At 63.9% G+C, this 19,810-nt stretch carries 17 protein-coding genes, 1 other RNA gene and 1 pseudogene; 5 read left to right on the top strand and 14 right to left on the bottom strand.

Translation table 11 applies throughout. The annotated features are described in order from the left end of the window. Positions 1-2 precede the first annotated feature (2 nt). From hslV to dapF, 8 genes are all read right to left on the bottom strand, one after another. A complete protein-coding gene (hslV, locus tag C5F53_RS14430) occupies positions 3-548 on the bottom strand; it encodes an ATP-dependent protease subunit HslV (protein ID WP_105262083.1) in 546 nt (181 codons plus the stop codon). Positions 549-607: 59 nt separating this feature from the next. Beyond that, complete coding sequence (locus tag C5F53_RS14425; RefSeq protein WP_146097369.1) at positions 608-2,395, bottom strand: STAS domain-containing protein; 1,788 nt, start codon at positions 2,393-2,395, stop codon at positions 608-610. Positions 2,396-2,433: 38 nt separating this feature from the next. Beyond that, positions 2,434-3,528 carry an RNA polymerase-binding protein DksA gene (gene dksA, locus C5F53_RS14420; RefSeq protein ID WP_236635381.1) on the bottom strand — a complete coding sequence of 365 codons (1,095 nt, stop codon included), beginning with the start codon at positions 3,526-3,528 and terminating at the stop codon, positions 2,434-2,436. A gap of 198 nt (positions 3,529-3,726) precedes the next feature. Further along, positions 3,727-4,794, bottom strand: coding sequence for a GTP-binding protein (locus tag C5F53_RS14415; protein WP_105262081.1), 1,068 nt, complete (start codon positions 4,792-4,794; stop codon positions 3,727-3,729). An 82-nt stretch (positions 4,795-4,876) separates the two neighbouring features. Next, positions 4,877-6,058: a class I SAM-dependent rRNA methyltransferase gene (locus tag C5F53_RS14410; RefSeq protein ID WP_105262080.1), complete on the bottom strand. Its 1,182-nt coding sequence runs from the start codon at positions 6,056-6,058 to the stop codon at positions 4,877-4,879. Between the two features lie 134 nt (positions 6,059-6,192). Continuing rightward, on the bottom strand, positions 6,193-7,158 hold the full coding sequence (locus tag C5F53_RS14405; protein ID WP_370446734.1) for a tyrosine recombinase XerC: 966 nt from the start codon (positions 7,156-7,158) through the stop codon (positions 6,193-6,195). A 12-nt stretch (positions 7,159-7,170) separates the two neighbouring features. Then, positions 7,171-7,869, bottom strand: a complete 699-nt coding sequence (locus tag C5F53_RS14400; protein WP_105262078.1) for a DUF484 family protein — start codon at positions 7,867-7,869, stop codon at positions 7,171-7,173. A gap of 27 nt (positions 7,870-7,896) precedes the next feature. Then, a complete protein-coding gene (dapF, locus tag C5F53_RS14395) occupies positions 7,897-8,766 on the bottom strand; it encodes a diaminopimelate epimerase (RefSeq protein WP_105262077.1) in 870 nt (289 codons plus the stop codon). Positions 8,767-8,869: 103 nt separating this feature from the next. Between dapF and C5F53_RS14390 the strand changes: the two are divergent. Together C5F53_RS14390 and C5F53_RS14385 are read left to right on the top strand one after the other, a co-directional pair. Beyond that, a pseudogene (locus tag C5F53_RS14390) lies at positions 8,870-9,769 on the top strand (MBL fold metallo-hydrolase); the annotation flags it as partial. Next, a complete protein-coding gene (locus tag C5F53_RS14385) occupies positions 9,766-10,800 on the top strand; it encodes an RNA pseudouridine synthase (protein ID WP_236635380.1) in 1,035 nt (344 codons plus the stop codon). The pseudogene C5F53_RS14390 and the gene C5F53_RS14385, both read left to right, overlap by 4 nt. Before the next feature lie 80 nt (positions 10,801-10,880). On the opposite strand, the gene C5F53_RS14380 is transcribed toward C5F53_RS14385, so the two are convergent. After that, positions 10,881-11,309: a CBS domain-containing protein gene (locus C5F53_RS14380; protein ID WP_105262074.1), complete on the bottom strand. Its 429-nt coding sequence runs from the start codon at positions 11,307-11,309 to the stop codon at positions 10,881-10,883. 48 nt (positions 11,310-11,357) lie between these two features. Further along, an RNA gene (rnpB, locus tag C5F53_RS14375) (RNase P RNA component class A) lies at positions 11,358-11,793 on the bottom strand. Positions 11,794-11,920: 127 nt separating this feature from the next. Between rnpB and cysK the strand changes: the two genes are divergently transcribed. Then, positions 11,921-12,838: a cysteine synthase A gene (gene cysK, locus C5F53_RS14370; RefSeq protein ID WP_105262073.1), complete on the top strand. Its 918-nt coding sequence runs from the start codon at positions 11,921-11,923 to the stop codon at positions 12,836-12,838. Positions 12,839-12,852: 14 nt separating this feature from the next. On the opposite strand, the gene eutC is transcribed toward cysK, so the two are convergent. Then, on the bottom strand, positions 12,853-13,698 hold the full coding sequence (eutC, locus tag C5F53_RS14365; RefSeq protein WP_105262267.1) for an ethanolamine ammonia-lyase subunit EutC: 846 nt from the start codon (positions 13,696-13,698) through the stop codon (positions 12,853-12,855). A gap of 5 nt (positions 13,699-13,703) precedes the next feature. Then, complete coding sequence (locus C5F53_RS14360; RefSeq protein ID WP_201740862.1) at positions 13,704-15,113, bottom strand: ethanolamine ammonia-lyase subunit EutB; 1,410 nt, start codon at positions 15,111-15,113, stop codon at positions 13,704-13,706. Between the two features lie 106 nt (positions 15,114-15,219). Between C5F53_RS14360 and C5F53_RS14355 the strand changes: the two genes are divergently transcribed. Then, complete coding sequence (locus C5F53_RS14355) at positions 15,220-17,028, top strand: NAD(P)/FAD-dependent oxidoreductase (RefSeq protein ID WP_105262072.1); 1,809 nt, start codon at positions 15,220-15,222, stop codon at positions 17,026-17,028. Here the strand turns inward: C5F53_RS14355 and C5F53_RS14350 are convergent. After that, complete coding sequence (locus C5F53_RS14350) at positions 17,025-17,699, bottom strand: hypothetical protein (protein ID WP_105262071.1); 675 nt, start codon at positions 17,697-17,699, stop codon at positions 17,025-17,027. The two genes, C5F53_RS14355 and C5F53_RS14350, sit on opposite strands and share 4 nt — an antisense overlap. Positions 17,700-17,710: 11 nt before the next feature. Further along, positions 17,711-18,586, bottom strand: a complete 876-nt coding sequence (gene htpX, locus C5F53_RS14345) for a protease HtpX (protein WP_105262070.1) — start codon at positions 18,584-18,586, stop codon at positions 17,711-17,713. 210 nt (positions 18,587-18,796) lie between these two features. On the opposite strand from htpX, the gene C5F53_RS14340 reads away from it, so the two are divergent. Next, entirely contained in the window at positions 18,797-19,810 is a 1,014-nt protein-coding gene (locus C5F53_RS14340) for a tripartite tricarboxylate transporter substrate binding protein (protein ID WP_105262069.1), read from the top strand.

Here is a 19,810-nt window from a genome sequence, read left to right as displayed (position 1 = left end):
GGTCACAGGGTCTCAATGGTGTGGTGCATATTGGTGTAGATGCACAGTTCGCCCGCAATCTCCAGCGAACGTTTCACGATGTCTGCCGCGGGCAGTTCGGTGTGGTTGAGCAGCGCTACGGCCGCCGCCTGGGCGTAGGCACCGCCAGAACCAATGGTCACGATGCCGTTTTCGGGCTCCAGCACATCCCCGTTGCCCGTGATGATGAGGGAGGCATCTTTGTCGGCCACCGCCAGCATGGCTTCCAGCCGGCGCAACACGCGATCAGTGCGCCAGTCTTTCGTCAGTTCGATGGCGGCACGCACCAGATGCCCCTGGTGTTTGTCGAGTTTGGCCTCGAAGCGCTCAAACAGGGTGAAGGCGTCAGCCGTGGCACCGGCAAAACCCGCCAGCACCTTGCCGTGGTGCAACTTGCGCACCTTGCGGGCCGAGCCCTTGACCACGATATTGCCCAAAGTGACCTGGCCATCGCCGCCGATGGCGACCTGGTCGCCCTGCGGCGTCTTGCGCCGGACACTGATGATGGTGGTGCCGTGAAATTGTTCCATGGTGTGAAGGTGTGGTGGGTCGCACCAAAATCAAGCCCATGCGCACAAGGTGCGCACAATCACATGGCGCGGGGGACGACCCTGGCATGCTCATTGATGCCAATAACGTTGAAAAATGCAGCCACCAGGCGGTGAACGTCCTGGAACTGCACCAAGCTCCCCTCGGATTGGCGCAGGGCCACCCAGTTGAGGATGCTGCCCGCGGCGGAAAAATCCACTCGAATCAGACTGCGACAGGACACCACAATGCGCCCGCCTTCGTCGCGCGCGGCATCTAGGCCCGCCAGGGCCTGCGTGGCATCACCCAGAACATCACCACGCAGCTCCAGGCCAGAAACTGACACGCTGTCCATCAGCCCCATCGGCACTGTGGCCGCAGACTCAAAACTGGACGGCGACATGCCGGCACCTGGGGCGGCAATTTCTGCCGGCTCGTAATGGCAGCGGGCAGACTCCCAGGCCGGGGGCGAGACCTCGTAGGTCACGCAATAGTCCAGCGCGGCCAACTCAAACTCATCGAGCATCTGCATGGTGCGCAGCGCATTCAGGCGCACCGCCCACCAGGCCGGATCCACCGCACGATCGCCGGAGGGCGTTGTGGCACGCAAGGCCAGCACCAAGCTATCGGCACCACCAAACTGCAAGGCCACGGCCTCGTCACACAGACTACTGAACAGGCCGCCCAGCAAAGGCATGGCCTCCGCATCCAGAGCCGCCACAGCCGACCAGTCGATCACCCAGGGCATGGGCTGGGTGGACATGGCTTCGCGTAAATCTTCCATCGCCAGTGCGGTCAGCCGGGGCGGGCAGTGCCAGATCGCGTGGGTAACCCCCAGCACGCTGCGACCTGAACCCGAGGCAGAAAAAGGGGCTGCCGCGGTGGTGTCCATGCCTTGCGATGGCTCGGCCAGTGTGGCCCAGACGGGCACCGCATGGCCCCACACATGGGCCAGCTCCACCACCGCCCAATCAAAGCGCGCACGGTTGTTGGTGGCGCGGTACAAGTCCATCAGCGCCGCAGCCCAGGAGGTGGAAGCCTCCGGGGTGGCCGTGATGCTTTGCAAGGCGTTCAGCAACCCCGTTTCAGCCCCGGCATCGTCTCCATTGGCAAAACGGATGGCGGCCTCCTCCAACTCGGGGTCGGTGGCCATATCGTCCACCTCCATGGCAAACAACTTGGAGGTCGAAAAAGTCAGGTCAGTACCCCCATCCCCACCGCGGGTCGATGCGCTTGGCGCGGCACGTCCGGGCAAGGGCACATGGCTGGACATGGGCGGAGGCATGCCCATACCCATCTGCGTGGGGGCGTATTCAGAAGGGGCTGGCACAGCACCCGACACACTGGAGTGCAGCTCAGACGACTCCGTCGCCTCAAACCGCGATGACAAGGTGGCTGCTACCGTGGGCGCCGAAGCATGGATGGACACGGGCTCGGCGGGGGCCGTAGCATTACCTGCCACCGGGAAACCGCCCTGGGCCGCGGCGGCATCCTGCTTGCCTTTCCACCACTGCTTGGACATCTGCGCTTCGATTTCGTCGATTTTCTTCAGCGTCACCGCACGGCCATCGGGGTCCGTGGGAATACTGGTCTGAAAAAACGAAGGGCGGGCCAACGCTGCGGTGGCGGAGGGGTCGCGGTTGCGCAGCTTGCGCAACTGGTCAAATTCACGCTTGCGGACAAAATCGTTTTGCCGCTTGCGCTCAATCATGGCCTTCAGGGCCTGTTTGTCATACCCGCTGTCCTGTTCGGGCTCTGCGCGGTCCAACTCCGACCAATCCTTGGTCGGGTTGCGCACAAACATCGCCACCTTGGACAATAAACCGGGTCGATCGTCTTTGGTCGCCATAAATCAGGGGGCTTGCTCCGTAGGCTCAGGACTGGCGATTAATCGCCAAACATCTTCTGCTTGAGCTCGCGGCGCTGCTGCGCTTCGAGCGACAAGGTGGCCGTAGGACGGGCCAGCAGACGGCCGACGCCGATAGGCTCGCCGGTTTCATCGCAGTAGCCATAGTCACCTGCGTCGATGCGGGAGATCGACTGCTCAATTTTCTTGAGCAGCTTGCGTTCGCGGTCCCGGGTGCGCAGTTCCAGCGCGTGTTCTTCTTCAATCGTGGCGCGGTCTGCCGGGTCCGGCACCACCGAGGTGTCTTCCCGCAGGTGCTCGGTCGTTTCACCCGCACTGTTGAGGATGTCGCGCTTGAGGATGGAGAGCTTGAGGCGGAAGGCCGCCAGCTGCACATCGTTCATGTACTCGGAGTCGGGCATGGCCAGCAACTCGGCATCGGTCAACTCGGCCACCGGTTTGGACTTCCAGTTGTTGACAAGCTTGGCGTCTTTTTTGACGGCGGCGGGAATCACGGGGGCAATCACGGGGGAAGTCATGGTAAGGGTATAGCTGGCTTTGGCGGCTGTGGATGCCACAGATTGCGCCATGGAAGGCACGGTAAGTTGGGCCAACCGGGAGGATGGGCGTCCTGACTTGGCAGGCACCGCAGCCGCAGAAGCGGGTACAGGAGCCACTGCGGGAGCTTTGGCCACCACAGCAGCCACGGCCGCTTTGGCGGATGTGGTTTTGGCAGGGGCTGACACTTTGGCAGTGGGTTTGGCCGCCGGTTTCGCGGCAGCGGGTTTGATTTTAACTGCAGGCGCCTTGGCGGCTACTTTGGCCACCGGCTTGGCAGCGGGTTTGGCTGCCGCTTTGACCACGGGTTTCACCGCCGCCTTGGCGATCACCTTGGGGGCCGCTTTCGCAGCGGGCTTGGTAGGCGCCTTGGCCGCCGGTTTGGCACTCACTTTGGCCTTGGGGGCCGCCGCTTTGGCCACGGGTTTGCTCACAGTTTTGGGCGCCGCCTTTTTGGCTGCAGTTGGGGCTTGCACCTTCACTACCGGTTTGGCAGCCACTTTGGCTGCAGGTTTGGCCTTGACGTCTTTGGATTTCACGTCTTTGGCTTTGGTGTCTTTCCCGGATGTCGCTTTCACTTCTTGTCTCCTGGCAGTACTCGCCTGCGCACGGTCCCTGGTGGCTGCTTCCGTTTTTACCGCCTTGGAGGGCGGTGAAACGGGGGTTTCTTCGGCGCGCGAGTGTACAGGTTTCCCCATCGGGAAACCCATCAGTTGCAAAAGCGAGACAATCATTTGGCTCCCAGCCGGTATTTGGTGTGGTCTTGTGAAGGCGTATCAGACCAGGGACTGCTCCATGCCCTGCAAGAAGATGTCCTTGGGCAAATCAATGCCGATAAAGACCATTTTGCTGCACTTCTGCTCCCCCTCGGCCCAGGCGGGACCCAGATCGCTGCCCATGAGCTGGTGCACGCCCTGGAAGATCACCTTGCGTTCCGTTCCCTTCATAAAGAGCACACCTTTGTAACGCAGCATGCGCGGGCCATAGATGTTGACGATGGCGCCCAAAAAGTCTTCCAGTTTGGCCGGGTCAAAGGCGCGGTCGGACTTGAACACAAAACTTTTCACATCGTCATCGTGACGGTGGTGGTGGCCATGGCCGCCGTGGTCCCCATGCGCGTGGTCGTGCTGGTGCGAGGGGTGGTCGCAATGCTCACCGTGGGCATGGTCGTGATCGTGGTGGTCGTCTTCCTTGAGGAAGTCGGGGTCAATGTCCAGCTTGGCGTTCAGGTTAAACCCGCGCAGGTCAAACACCTCTTTCAGCGACACGTCACCAAAATGCACTGCCTTTTGCGGCGCACGCGGGTTCATGTGTTTGATGCGGTGCGTCAGCGCGTCCAGCTCGTCCTTGGACACCAGATCCGACTTGCTGATGAAGATCTGGTCGGCAAAACCGATCTGGCGGCGCGCTTCCTGGCGGTCGTTGAGCTGTTGCTCCGCATGTTTGGCGTCTACCAGCGTCAGGATGGAGTCCAACAGGTAGGTTTCTGCGATTTCGTCGTCCATGAAGAAGGTCTGCGCCACCGGGCCGGGGTCGGCCACGCCGGTGGTTTCGATCACGACACGCTCAAAGTCCAGTTCACCCTTGCGTTTTTTCTCGGCCAGGTCTTTCAGCGTGGTGCGCAGGTCCTCGCGGATGGTGCAGCAGACGCAGCCGTTGCTCATCTGGATGATTTGTTCATTGGTGTCGCTCACCAGAATGTCGCTGTCGATGTTTTCCTCACCGAACTCGTTCTCAATAACGGCGATCTTCTGGCCATGGGCCTCGGCCAACACGCGCTTCAAGAGCGTGGTTTTGCCGGAACCCAGAAAGCCGGTCAGGATGGTGGCGGGAATCAAGCTCATCGTGGTATCCAAAAATGGTGCACTGCAAAAAGAAGACAACTGCGAAGTGTAGTCAGCAATTCAAGGTTTCGCTGAGGCGGCCTTAACGCCGCATCACCACCAGCCCCTTGAGGTACTCGCCCTCGGGGAAGGCAATCGTCATCGGGTGGTCGGGCGCGCCGCCCATGCGCTCGGTGATGTAACCGTCCACCCCGGCGTCCGAGCCAGCCCCAGCAATGATTTTGTGGAACAGGTCGGCGCTGATGCCGCCCGAGCAGCTATAGGTAAACAACACGCCACCGGGCTCCAGCAGCTTGAAGGCCAGGCGGTTGATGTCTTTGTAGGCGCGGGCCGCCCGCTCCGCATGGGCCACGGTGGGGGCAAACTTGGGCGGGTCCAGGATGATGGCGTCAAAGGTGCGGCCCTCGGCCCCAAAGGCACGCAGGCTGGCGTTCACGTCGGCGTCCATGAAGGTGGCGCGGCTGGCGTCAAAGCCGTTCATCGCCACGTTGGCCGCGGCTTTTTCAATCGCCGGGCCGCTGGAGTCGATGGAGGTGACATGGCCTGCACCGCCCGACAGGGCCGCCACGGAGAAACCACCGGTATAGCAATAACAGTTGAGCACGCGCTGGAAGCCCAGGCGGCGCGTGGTCTCGGCAAAACGTTTGCGGCTGTCGCGTTGGTCCAGGTAAAAGCCGGTCTTGTGGCCTTCGGCGATGGACAGGGCCAGCTTCCACTCGTGCTCTTGCAGCACCAGGTCGGTAGGGCCGTCGCCACGCAGCCATCCCGTCACTTCGGGCAGGCCCTCCAGGGCACGGCTGCTGGCGTCCGAGCGCTCATACAGCTTGGTGAGGCCGGTGGCCACCAACAGCGCATCAGCAATCACGTCTTTCCACTTGTCTACGCCGGCCGAGGTGAACTGCGCCACCAGGGTGTCGCCATAGCGGTCCACGATCAGGCCGGGTAGGCCATCGGATTCGCCATGAACCAGGCGCACACCGTCACTTTTTATATCAAATCGGCCTCTAGCCCTTATGGATACTGCGCAAGCAGCTATAAAAAAGCTAGCGTCGATGCGCTGCGTTTCGTCAAAACTCCAGACCCGGGCGCGGATTTTGGACTGCGGACTGAACGCCGCCCAGCCCAGAAACTGACCCTCGGCCGACTCCACCCGCACGGTCTCGCCGCTGTCGCCCCCGCCCTTGGCGATGGCGGACTCAAAAATCCAGGGGTGGCGGCGCAACAGGGAGCGCTCTTTTCCGGCGCGCAGACGAATGGTTTTCATAGGCCAGTATTGTCGCTTGCGAGCGCGCCGCCTGTGGAATGGGCCTGCGGGCGGCCTCATACTGCCAAACGCACAGAAATCGGCCGCCCGCAGGCCCACTCCACAGGCTCGGAGCCTCGGCAGGCGTAGGGGAGTTAGGACCCTTTTTTCAACTTCGCCCGCGGGTGCGCCGCGTCATAGGCCTTGGCCAGGTGCTGGAAGTCCAGCCGCGTGTAGACCTGCGTGGTCGTGATGTTGGCGTGGCCCAGCAGCTCCTGCACCGCGCGCAAATCGCCACTGCTTTGCAGCACATGGCTGGCAAACGAGTGGCGCAGCATGTGCGGGTGCACCGGGGTGTTGAGGCCGGCCAACTGGCTGCGGCGTTTGAGGCGCTGCCAGATGCTTTGCGCGGTCAGGCGCGTGCCATTGCGCCCGGTGAACAGGGCCGCGCTGGCATTGGCCAGTGCGGCGGGCACCGGCGCGGCGCTGGCCGTGCCGCTAGGGCCGCGCAGGTCCAGCCAGCGCTGCAGCGCGGCTAGGGCCGAGGCGCCCACCGGCACCGTGCGGCGCTTGCTGCCCTTGCCCAGCACATGGGCCTCGGCCGCCTGCAGATCCACCCAGCCTTTGGCGTCTTTGCCCGCCACCACGTCCAGCCCCACGAGCTCGCCCACGCGCAGGCCACTGCCGTAGAGCAGCTCCACCATGGCCGCGTCACGCGCTTCCAGCCAGGCGTTGTCGTCGCTCTCAAAATTGGCAAATTGCACCGCGTCGTCCACGCCCAGGGCCTTGGGCAAGGGCTTGGGGGCTTTGGGGGAACGCACGTCTTGCACCGGGTTGCTGGCCACCAGGCCTTGCCGGCCCAGCCAGGTGTAGAAGCCGCGCCAGCCCGACAGGATGAGCGCAATGCCACGGCCGCTGCGCCCGCCGCTGTGCATCTGCGCCACCCAGCGGCGGATGTGGTGGTTCTTCACCTCGCGCAGTGCTATTTGGGCCTGGGTGGCGTTGGCCGCCAGCTTGCTCAGGTCCAGCGCGTACAGTTCCACCGTGCGCGTAGCCAAGCGTTTTTCGACGCGGACGTACTCCAGGTATTTTTCAACCAGGGCGGTGTCGTCCGCAGTCACGGCAATCGGGCGTTAACGCAGGCGCGACAGCGCGGCGCTGGCCAATTCGCCAATGCGCGCCAAAAATTCGGTGCCCATGCCGCTGTTGAAGCGGTGGGCATCGCTAGAGGCCAGCACCAGCATGCCAAAGGCCGGAGCACTGCTGCCCGCCACGCCGCTGCGCAGCGGAATCAGGGCCAGCGAGCTCACGTTGTGGGCGTCTTCCAGCCAGCTCACGGCTTCAAAGCCGGTGTTCAGGCCACAAAAGGGTTCGGTCAGAGAGCTGGCAAACACCTTGGCGTCGTCGCTCACGCCTTGCACACAACCCAGGCTGGCAAATTCGTCTGCCACGCCCCACAGGCGCAGGCCGACCTGCGGCACGGCGAACTGGTCCTTGATCTCCTGCACGATTTCCAGGGGCAGGTCGGCCAGGTTGGTGGTGAGGAACAACGAGCGCGCCCAGCGCAGGATCTTGTCGGACAACATGACGTTCTCGTTGCCGTTGCGGATCATTTCCATGATGCGCTGCTCCAGCAGCTTGATCTTCTCGCGCAGCATCTCGGCCTGGCGCTCTTGCAGGCTCACAGCGCGGTGGCTGTGTGGGCTGGTGAATTGCACCGTGGCCAGCAACTCGGCATGGCGCTGGAAGAAGTCGGGCGTGTTGGCCAGGTAGTTGGCGATGTCGTCTTCGGTGATGGGGTTGGCCAGAGCCTGGTTCACGAGAGTGGTCATGGTGTAGTGCGGTCGAATCGGGTTGGGTTATTCGGGAAGGTCAATTTCGCCGTGGAACACGGTGGTGGCGGGGCCGGTCATGAACACCGAGGCGTCGCCACCCGCCCATTCAATGGTGAGCACGCCGCCGTGGGTTTGCACCTCCACGCTGGCGTCCAGCAGGCCCAGGCGGATGCCGGAGACCACGGCCGCGCAGGCGCCGGTGCCGCAGGCGAGGGTCTCGCCCACGCCACGCTCATACACACGCAGGCGCACGTGGCTGCGGTCCACGACCTGCAAAAAACCCACGTTCACACCCTGCGGAAAGCGCGGGCTGGCCTGCACGGCCGGGCCCAGTGTGGCCACGGGGGCGGTGTCCACGTTGTCGACCAGCGTCACCGCATGGGGGTTGCCCATGGATACAGTTGCTACCAAAAGATGAGCTGCTTGCGCAGCATCCATAAGGGCTAGAGGCCAATTTCCCCATGAACCCATGGGCTGCAGCGTCAGGCCGCCGGCGTCAAACGGAATGTCGGCGGGCGCGAACACCGGGGCGCCCATGTCCACGGTCACGCGGCCGTCGGCGTTCAGGCGCGGTTCGATCACGCCCTTCATGGTCTGCACGCGGATACGGTCTTTGGTGGTCAGGCCCTTGTCGTGCACAAAGCGGGCAAAGCAGCGCGAACCGTTGCCACACTGCTCCACCTCGTTGCCGTCGGCGTTGTGGATCACGTATTCGAAGTCGATGCCCTCGGCGGGCGAGGGGCGCACCGTGAGGATCTGGTCGGCGCCCACGCCAAAATGGCGGTCGCCCAGAAAGCGGTAGTGCGCCTCAGTCAGGCCCAGGCGGCCACGCGTTTCGTCGAGCACGACAAAGTCATTGCCCGCGCCCTGCATTTTGGTGAACGGAATTCGCATGGCCGAATTATCCGCGTTTGGCCGTACCATCCCCCGCATGGTTAGACCCACCCACATCCTGCCTGCGGATACTTCCCCCGCAGCCGCCTCGCTGATAGCCGCTTGGCAAACCGACCGCCCCACCCCGCTGCTGCGCAACGTGCTGCGCCTGACCGCCCCGAATCCGGGCGTGATGACCGGCCCCGGCACCAACAGCTACCTGGTGGGCGAGCCCGCCACCGGCTTCACGGTGATCGACCCCGGCCCGGCCGACGCCGACCACCTGCAACGCCTGTGGCAGGCCGCGGCGTTTGAAGACGGCAGCGGCGGCAACATCCTGCGCATCGTCTGCACCCACTCGCACCCCGACCATTCGCCGGGCGCAGCGCCGCTGCAGGCGCTGTGTCAGGGCGGCCCGCCCATTCTGGGCCTGCCGTCGGCACCCACAGCCCGCGCTGCCAGCGACTTCACTCCGGATCGTCCGCTATTAAATCAGGAACTACTTGCGCATATGCTGCCTGGGCCAGACGTGCAAAGCGCTCTAAAACCCGTGCACACGCTGCAGGTGATTTACACGCCTGGCCATGCGGCCAACCACGTCTGCCTGCTGCTGGAGGAAGACGGCCTGCTGTTCAGCGGCGACCACATCCTCAACGGCAGCACCACGGTGATCGACCCGCCCGACGGCAATATGGCCGACTACCTGGATTCGCTGGACGCGCTGACCGCGGCCTGCACCGAACTGGGCGTGCAGTACATCCTGCCGGCCCACGGCCATGTGATCGACGGCGCACTCGACGCAATTGCCAAGCTCAAAGCCCACCGCCTGGCGCGCGAAGCCAAGATTGCCGCCGTGATGCGCGCCAACCCCCATGGCAGCCTGGACGACTGGCTGCCCCTGGCCTATGACGATGTGGATGCGCGCATCTGGCCCGTGGCCAAACGTTCGTTGTTGGCCCATGTGGAGCGCATTTACGCCTTGGACAACCCAGGCAACCCCAAAAACCAAGAAGGCCAGCCATGAGCAGCTCTGACTCCAAACCCCCACGCCCCACGCTCACCAAGCCTGTCAAACCGCCGCGCCCCGTAGTGGCGCCTGCACCCGTGGCGCCCCGACCTGCCCATGCGGCCCACACCGCCCCGCCCCCCCGAGGGCAAGCCACGGCGTACCGCCCGGGCCCCGCCGCGTACCGGCCCGGCCCAACGGCGCCAGCCCCCATGCCTGCGCCGTCCACCAAAAAACCGCGTTTCCGCAAACCGCGCAAAGAGCCCGTGGTGGAAGCCCCGGTGGTGGAGACGGGCGAACGCCTGTCCAAACACGTGATGGCACTCAAAGACTGCTCGCGCAAAGAGGCCGAGCAGTACATCGAGGGTGGCTGGGTGCGCGTGAACGGCGTGGTGGTGGAAGAACCCGCACACCGCGCGAACCGCGACGCCGTCACGCTGGATCCGGAGGCTAGCCTGCTGAACCTGACGACCGTGACCCTGCTGTTGAACAAACCTGCGGGTTACGCGGATGGCACCGAAGAAGTGGAGCCCGTGCGTGGGCGCAAGACGCCGCCCGATGCGCGCAGCCTGCTGACCCCGCAAACCCATTGGGAACACGACCCCACTGAGACCCCGGTGCTCAAACGCCACTTCAACCACCTGGAAGCCGACATCGAACTCGAAAACGGCGCCACCGGGCTGGTGGTGTTCACCCAAGACTGGCGCACCACACGCAAGCTGACCGAAGACATGGGCACCATGGAGCACGAGTTTCTGGTGGAGGTGAAGGGCGAAGTGGCGCCCGAGGCGCTCAAACCGATTGGCTACGCCCTGAAGGACGAACGCCTGGACCTGCCAACGGTGAAAGTGAGCGTGAGCAGCAGCACCCCCGAAATGAGCCGCCTGCGTTTTGCCATCAAGGGCTCACACCCCGGCCTGGTGGCCTACCTGTGCGGGCTGGCGAATCTGGAAATGCTGGCCATGCGCCGCGTCCGCCTGGGCCGCGTCACGCTGGCCGACCTGCCCGTGGGGCAATGGCGCTTTCTGGCCGGCTACGAGAAATTCTAGTTTCAGCGCAGGGCCGCCCCTAGCTGAAACGCGCCTCCTCGGGGCGGCAGCGACCCGCGCAGCGGCGGAGCGTGGGAGCCTTATGAAGCGATGTAGTTTTGCAGTTGGGTGATGGTGAGTTCGCGGTCCTGGATGATGTTGTCCATCAGGTCGCGGATGGACACCATGCCCACCACCTTGCTGCCGTCTACCACCGGCAAGTGGCGAATCTTGTTCTGGCTCATCAGGGCCATGCAATCGTCGGTAGAGGTTTTCGGGGTCACGGTGAGCACCTGGGCGGTCATGATGTCTTTGACCTGGGTGTCTTTGGAGGAGCGCCCCGCCAGCGCGATCTTGCGGGTGTAGTCACGCTCCGAGAACACGCCCACCAGCTTGTCACCGTCCATCACCATGAGCGCACCGACGTTGCAGTCGGCCAGCATTTCCAGTGCGTTGTAGACGCTGTCCCCGGGGCTCAGGCTCCAGATGGCGCCACCTTGTTTTTCCAACAGTTCAAGAATCGGTCGCATGGCTCCATCTCCCAATGACTGTGAAGACCTAACCATACAACAAAAAAAGTGTGAAGCCCACCGATAAGCCGGATTCTGTGCATGGGGGTTTCCCCCCACGTGACCACCATTACTCTGGGCCGCTGGTCACCCAAACGGCTCGATGCTACCTACCCGCCAACTCCGGGGGCCCCGTCAACGTTGGCCTACTTGGTATTGCTGCGCGTAGAGATTGCCCGTTTCACCCGATGTGGCTTCGCCCATCGGGTGGCTATGCGCACCCGGTTGCCCGGGGCGCGGCTTGCGCCGCGCTGCACGCATAGAACACCCAAAGGTTTGTCCCATCGACTCGTCTCTGTTGCTCTAATCCTCACCTTAGGGCCATGCACTTGCGTGCACAGCTTGTCAGTGGACAGTCGTTAACTGCTACGCTGCCCTATGCAGTCCGGACGTTCCTCCAGTGCCTGGTTTCCCAGATTGCACCAGCGGTGGTCTGGCGGGCTTCACCCCCCGATTATCGCGCCTCGCCACCAGCCTCGCGCGCGGCGGCATATGGATATGCCCAAAGTGTCGCAAGGAATTCAAACATTGGGTCCAAAATGGCTGCTTGATTCCTCACTCGGAGACACTTCATGGCATTCGACAACGTCCTGCAAACCATTGGCAACACGCCGGTCATTCGCATCAACAAACTGTTTGGCACCACGCACCAGGTTTTCGTGAAGAGTGAGCGCAGCAACCCCGGCGGCTCCATCAAGGACCGCATTGCCCTGGCCATGGTGGAAGATGCCGAGAAAAGCGGCGTCCTTAAACCCGGCGCCACCATCATCGAGCCCACCTCGGGCAACACCGGCGTGGGCCTGGCCCTGGTGGCCGCGGTCAAGGGCTACAAGCTGATTCTGGTCATGCCCGACAGCATGTCGATCGAGCGCCGCCGCCTGATGCTGGCCTATGGCGCCAGCTTTGACCTGACTCCCCGCGAAAAAGGCATGAAGGGCGCCATTGCCCGCGCCCAAGAGCTGGCCGAGCAAACCCCAGGGGCGTGGATTCCCCAGCAGTTTGAGAACCCCGCCAACATCGACGTGCATGTACGCACCACCGCGCAAGAAATCTTGAAAGACTTCCCGAAGGGCGTGGACGTGCTCATCACCGGCGTGGGTACGGGTGGCCACATCAGCGGCGTGGCCCAGGTGCTCAAGGCCCAATGGCCCCAGCTCAAGGTCTATGCCGTGGAGCCCACAGCGTCTCCCGTGATCAGCGGCGGCGCCCCTGCGCCCCACCCCATCCAGGGCATTGGCGCCGGTTTCATTCCCAAGAACCTGAAGACCGAGCTGCTGGACGGCGTGATCCAGGTGGATGCCGAACCCGCGCGGGAATACGGCCGCCGCAGCGCGCGCGAAGAAGGCCTGCTGGTGGGTATTTCCAGCGGCGCCACGCTGGCCGCCATTGCCCAAAAACTGCCTGAAATTCCCGCCGGCAGCACCGTGCTGGGCTTTAACTACGACACCGGCGAACGCTATTTGTCGGTGGACGGCTACCTGCCCGCCTGAGGCAAAAACCCGGGCTAGGCCAGCAGAAAGTTGGCCCGGCCTGAAGCCGTCAGCGCCTGATCGCCCGTATCGTCTTTCAGGTCCACCCCCGAAAGCCGGCGCTGGCGCGCCTGGGTCAGCAGGTAGTGCAACTTGAACGCCGCCGCCTCGTAGCCCAGCCCCGCTGGGCGTACGTTGGAAATGCAGTTGCGGCTGGCGTCGCTCAGGCCCACGCGCGGCATCCAGGTCAGGTACAGACCCATGCTGTCGGGCGAGCTCAGACCGGGGCGTTCCCCAATCAACACCACCACCGCCTTGGCGCCCAGGCGCTCACCTACCTCGTCGCCCAGGGCGACACGCGCTTGTTGGGCAATGCACAACGGGGCCACGCGCCAACCGTCCGCCTGCAGGCGGCTGTGCAAGGCGGCCAAAAAAGGCACGGCATTCTGTGCAATGGCCAGGGCCGACAGGCCATCGGCTACCACCAAGGCCAGATCGTAGGGACGCGCCCCCTCGCCCGCGCTATCCCCCAAACTGCCCGCAGGCCGGTACAACCCCTCCAGCAAGGCCACCGAGGCCGCATCCAGGCGGCGGCCCAGGTCGGGGCGCTGCAGGTAGTGGTTGCGGTCCAGCGCCGCACTGTGCAGCAGCAGGCAGGGGGGCGGCGCCTCGGGCCAGGCCGCGTGCAGGGCTTCGGCCAGGGCCGGGGCGTCCAGTGCAATGTGCACCGCATCGCGGGCCTGGGCGTGCGCCAGTTGGAAGGCCAACTGTGCCGCCGTGGGCAGACTCACGCCAGAGCGCCCCAAGGCAATGCGTGCATCGGTGAACTGGCGCAGGCTGGCCCAGGGGTTGGGGGTGACTGGGGCGTGCGGGTCGCTCATGGACGTCATGCCAGCTGCAACAGGGCTTTTTGGAAGGCCGGGGGCACGTCCGTGTGCAGGGCAAAGTCCGCGCTGGCCTCGCTGAAGATTTGCATGCGCTGCAGCCAGGCCTCGAACTCGGGCGCAGGCCGCAGGCCCAGCACGCGGCGCACGTAGAGCGCGTCGTGGAAGGAGGTGGTCTGGTAGTTCAGCATGATGTCGTCCGAGCCCGGAATACCCATCACAAAATTGCAACCCGCCGTGCCCAGCAGGGTGAGCAACACGTCCATGTCGTTCTGGTCCGCCTCGGCGTGGTTGGTGTAACAAACATCACACCCCATGGGCAGGCCCAGCAGCTTGGCGCAGAAGTGGTCTTCCAGCCCGGCGCGGATGATCTGCTTGCCGTCAAACAAATACTCGGGGCCAATGAAGCCCACCACGGTGTTGACCAGCAGCGGCTTGTAGTGGCGCGCCACCGCGTAGGCACGGGCCTCGCAGGTCTGCTGGTCCATGCCATGGTGCGCGTTGGCTGACAGGGCGCTGCCCTGCCCGGTTTCGAAATACATCACGTTGTCGCCTACGGTGCCACGATTCAACGACAGGGCGGCACTGCGCGCCTCGGTCAGCAGCGCCAGGTTCAGGCCAAAGCTACTGTTGGTGGCCTCGGTGCCGCCGATGGACTGGAACACCAAATCCACTGGCGCCCCCCGCTCAATCGCCTGCATGGAGTTGGTCACGTGCGTCAGCACGCAGGACTGGGTGGGGATGGCGTAGTGGCGAATGATGTCGTCCATCATGTGCACCAGTTTGACCACCTGGGCCACGTTGTCGGTGGCGGGGTTGATGCCAATCACTGCATCGCCACTGCCATAGAGCAGGCCGTCCAGCAGGCTGGCGGCGATGCCGGTGGTGTCGTCGGTCGGGTGGTTGGGCTGCAGGCGCGTGGCCATGCGGCCGGCCAGGCCGATGGTGCTGCGGAAAGCGGTGATCACGCGGCACTTCTTGGCCACCAGAATCAAGTCCTGGTTGCGCATGATCTTGCTTACTGCGGCAGCCATTTCTGGCGTGATACCCGGAGCAATGGCGGCCAGCGTGGCGCTGTCCACCGCGTCGCCCAGCAGCCAGTTGCGAAAGTCGCCCACCGTCAGATGGCGGATGGGGGCAAACGCGGCGGCGTCGTGGCTGTCGAGGATGAGGCGGGTGACCTCGTCCTCCTCGTAGGGCACCAGCGCCTCGTTCAAAAAGGTGCGCAATGGCAGTCCAGCCAGCACCATTTGCGCCACCACCCGCTCCTGGGCGCTGTGGGCGGCCACACCGGCCAGCACATCGCCCGAGCGCAGCGGCGTGGCCTTGGCCATGAGGTCTTTGAGATCGCGAAACCCGTAGGTACGGGAACCCAGGGTGTGGGAATAGGGGTGGCTGGGCACGTGGGGCATGGTGGTGGATGGCGGCGCAACACACCAAGCAATCAACGTGCCTGCGCGCACTGCGGCGCGCTCCCCTTTAAAATCCCGGCCTTGCTTGATAACCACGAGCCCCAGCATGATCCGCCTCACCGAACTCAAACTCCCCCTCTCCGCCCTGCCCGTGGAGGCGCGTCGCGCCGCTGACGCCCCCACCGAGACCGAGGCCGACCGTGCGCCCGTGGCGCACCCGATGGACGCGCTGAAACGCCTATGCGCCCAAGCGCTGGGCATAGACGTGGCGGCTATCGCCGACCTGCAGGTGTTCAAACGCAGCTTTGATGCGCGCAAGGCGGATTTGCTGGCCGTCTACATCGTGGACATCACGCTGGTTGACCCGGCCCTCGTGGCCCCGGTGTTGGCCCAGTTCCCGAACCATCCGCACATCGGCGCCACGCCCGACATGGCCTACCGCTTTGTCGCCCAGGCGCCGGCCGCACTGCCAGAGCGCCCCGTGGTGGTGGGTTTTGGGCCCTGCGGTATGTTTGCGGCGCTGGTGCTGGCGCAGATGGGGTTCAAGCCCATCGTGCTGGAGCGTGGCAAACCGGTGCGCGAACGCACCAAGGACACCTGGGGCCTGTGGCGCAAAAAGACGCTGAACCCCGAGAGCAACGTGCAGTTTGGTGAAGGCGGGGCGGGCACGTTTTCGGACGGCAAGCTCTACAGCCAGATCAAGGACCCGCGCTTTCTGGGCCGCAAGGTGATGCACGAATTTGTGCAACACGGCGCGCCGGCCGAGATCCTGTACGAAGCGCACCCCCACATCGGCACCTTCAAGCTGGTGAAGGTGGTGGAAGGCATCCGCGAGCAGATCATCGCGCTAGGCGGCGAAATTCGCTTTGAGCAACGCGTGAGCGATGTGCTATTAAATCAGGAGCTGTCTGCGCAATCTCTACGCGGGCTAGAGGTCGAAAACCTTCAAAATGGCAGCCGCTACAAGCTGCCTGCCAGCCACGTGGTCATGGCGCTGGGCCACAGTTCGCGCGACACCTTTGCCATGCTCTACGAGCGCGGCGTGGCCATGCATGCCAAGCCCTTCTCGGTGGGCTTTCGCATCGAGCACCCGCAGGGCGTGATCGACCGCGCACGCTGGGGCCGCCACGCGGGCCACCCGCTGCTGGGCGCGGCCGACTACAAGCTGGTACACCACGCGGCCAATGGGCGTGCGGTCTACAGCTTCTGCATGTGCCCTGGTGGCACCGTGGTGGCCGCCACCAGCGAGCCGGGCCGTGTGGTCACCAACGGCATGAGCCAGTACTCACGCAACGAACGCAATGCCAACGCCGGCATGGTGGTGGGCATCGACCCACCCGACTACCCGGATGACGTGGCCGCCTTTGTGCACGCCTTTGGTGACGACAAAGGCCAGCGCTACGCGGCCGAGGCGGCGGCGATGAAAGCGAAGGACCCGAAAGCCGCGCACCCCATGTCAGGCATTGCGTTTCAGCGCCAGCTGGAGAGTGGCGCTTACACGCTGGGCGGTGGCACCTACGAGGCGCCGGGCCAACTGGTGGGCGACTTCATTGCCGCCAAACCCTCCACAGAATTTGGCAGCGTCACCCCGTCGTACAAACCCGGCGTGAAGCTGGGCGACCTGGCGCCCAGCCTGCCTGGCTACGCGATTGCCGCGCTGCGGGAGGCGCTGCCCGCCTTTGGCAAGAAGATCAAAGGCTTTGACATGGCCGATGCAGTGTTGACCGGTGTGGAAACCCGCACCTCCAGCCCCATCAAGATGCCGCGTGGGGACGACCTGCAAAGCACCAATGTGCGCGGCCTGTACCCGGCGGGAGAAGGCGCCAGCTACGCAGGCGGCATTCTGTCCGCCGGGGTGGATGGCATCAAGGTGGCGGAGGCCCTGGCGTTGGACTGGCTCAAACAGTCCGTTTAACGAAACAGCTGGAACAGGGTGAGCGCCTCCGGGTTCATGCGCTGGATGCCGTATCCCACGCCACCGCACACCACCATCATGAGCAGACCAACAAGCCAAGTTTTTCGCAGCGTGATGCCCCAGTAATCCTCCAGTACGCGGGGCTTGAGCACCCGCCGCGCGATGACAGCACCGATCACAAACTCCAGAATGACCTCGGCAAGGAAGCTGGCGAAGGCATCGGTTGCAAGGACGGGCAAGTAACCCATCAATAGCGCGAGGACCACCACCACACCGAGCAGCATGAACACCGCCAGCAGTGCACTGAGGGGATCGTCACCCAGCGATCCAAAATCGCCCAACCCGTCGAACCATTCGAACTTCTTGCGCGCGGCCTCTTCCGCTTGTTGGTATTCCAGCACCTCCGCGGTGCTGGCATGCTCCGGCATGTCTGCGACCAGGCCGCGCCGGGCATTCCACCATTTGGCGTACCACCAGCCGCCCAGCACAAAGCCTACGAAGTACACCGCCCCCGCACCCAGCGTGTAGCGCAGCGCCAGGGAGTGCACGGCACCGGCATGCAACAACAAGGCACTGGTGACAAAGCCCACGCTGGCCGCCCAAGCCATGAGGAGCCAGCCGTGCAAGCGCAATACGCTGCGGCTGCGGGGGGCGATGTGCGCAATCGACATAGGGCGGCGGCTTAGCCTTGCGCGTTTTGCAGCGCGGCAATGCGCTCTTCAATCGGCGGATGGGTGGAGAACAGCTGGCCAATGCCGCCAGCAATGCCCATGGCCGCCACGCTCTTGGGCAGCTCGCCGGGGGTCATGCCGCCCAGGCGGGCCAGCGCGTTCATCATGGGTTGCTTGCGGCCCATCAACTGTGCGGCACCCGCGTCGGCGCGGAACTCGCGCTGGCGGCTGAACCAGGCCACCACGATGGCAGCGGCAAAACCGAGCACGATGTCCAGCACGATGGTGGTGATGTAGTAACCAATGCCGGGGCCGGAGCTGCGGTCGTCACCCTTGCGCAGAAAGCTGTCCACCGCGTAACCGATCACGCGGCTCAGGAACACCACAAAGGTATTCATCACGCCCTGGATCAGCGTCATAGTGACCATGTCGCCGTTGGCGATGTGGGCCACCTCGTGGCCAATCACGGCCTCGATTTCTTCGCGGGTCATGCCTTGCAGCAGGCCGGTGCTCACGGCCACCAAGGCCGAGTTTTTGAAGGCACCGGTGGCAAAGGCGTTGGGCGCGCCGTCAAAAATGCCGACTTCGGGCATGCCAATGCCAGCCTTGTCGGCGAACTTGCGCACGGTGTCCACAATCCAGGCTTCGTCCATGTTTTGCGGCTGGTCGATCACACGCACACCCGAGGTCCACTTGGCCATGGGTTTGCTGATCAAGAGCGAAATGATGGCGCCACCAAAACCCATGACCAGAGCGAAGCCCAGCAGGGCGCCCAGATTCAGGCCATTGGCGGTCAAAAAGCGGTTGACCCCCAACAGGCTGGCCACCACGCCCAACACCAGCACCACGGCGAGGTTGGTCAATACAAACAAGACAATACGTTTCATGGTTCTTCTTTCGGAAAGCGACGGTGTTCCCGTCGTTGACACGGATGGTAGGGGCGCCCGCGCTGAATTCAAGCTTTTGCGGGGCCTTGGGCCCACGAAGTTTATGGACTTTTGGCGTCCCCAACGTCGATGCGCGGGTGAAGCGTCACCAAACGCACCTAAGATGTGCCCCTTCCCTTGCTTCCAAGCGCGCCCATACCGCGTCACACCATGACCCAATTCCAACGCCGTCGCATCATCACCGGACTGACTGCCGCTGCCCTCTCTGGTGCGGTGCTGCCCAGCTGGAGCCAAACCGCCAAACCGGCCGCACCTGGCAAACCCAAGGCGGCCAACAAGCTGGCGGCCAAACTGCGCATCGTCATCCCCGCCAACCCGGGCGGCGGCTGGGACCAGACTGGCCGCGCCCTGGGCACCGCCATGATCTCTGCTGGCGTGATTGACGAAGTGGAATACGAAAACAAGGGCGGCAAAGGCGGCACGCTGGGCCTGGCCCACTACGCAGAAAAATACAACGCCGATGCCAACACGCTGCTGATGGGCGGCACCGTCATGGTGGGCGCCGTGGCCTTGCAGAAGCCGGCGGTGGACCTGACGGCTATCCACCCCGTGGCACGCCTGACCAGCGACTACCTGGTCATGGTGGTGGCGGCCAACTCGCCCATCAAAAGCGTGGCCGACCTCACGGCCAGCATGAAAGCCAACCTCAAGGGCGTGCCGGTAGCCGGTGGCTCGGCCGGTGGCGTGGACCATATTTTTGCCGGCGTGTTTGCGCGGGCAGCCGGGGCCAACCCGGAAGACCTGAACTACCAGCCCTTTGCCAGCGGGGTGGACGTGGTGTCTGCCGTGCTGTCGGGCAAAGCGGCTGTGGGGATCTCGGGTTACAGCGAATTCAGCGCCCAACTGGCTGGCGGCCAGCTGCGCGCCATTGGTGTGTCTTCGCGCAAACCCTCGTTTGGTATTCCTGCCATCCGCGAGCAGGGGGTGCAGGCCGAAATGTCCAACTGGCGGGCCGTGTTCACCGGCAAAAACGTGCCCGCAGGCCGCCAGGCCGAGATGCTGGAGGCGGTGCGCCTGGCCACCCAACACGACACCTGGAAAGCCACCCTCAAGCAAAACCACTGGGATGCCTCGTGGATGGCAGGCAAAGACCTGATTAACCTGATCGACCTGGACTTGACCACCGCCCGCGTCATGGTCCACTTGCTCAAGCTCAAGGCCTGA

The organism is Rhodoferax sp. TS-BS-61-7, assembly GCF_002943465.1.
Lineage (GTDB): Bacteria > Pseudomonadota > Gammaproteobacteria > Burkholderiales > Burkholderiaceae_C > Allorhodoferax.
This window is presented reverse-complemented; position numbering and strand designations above follow the sequence as displayed.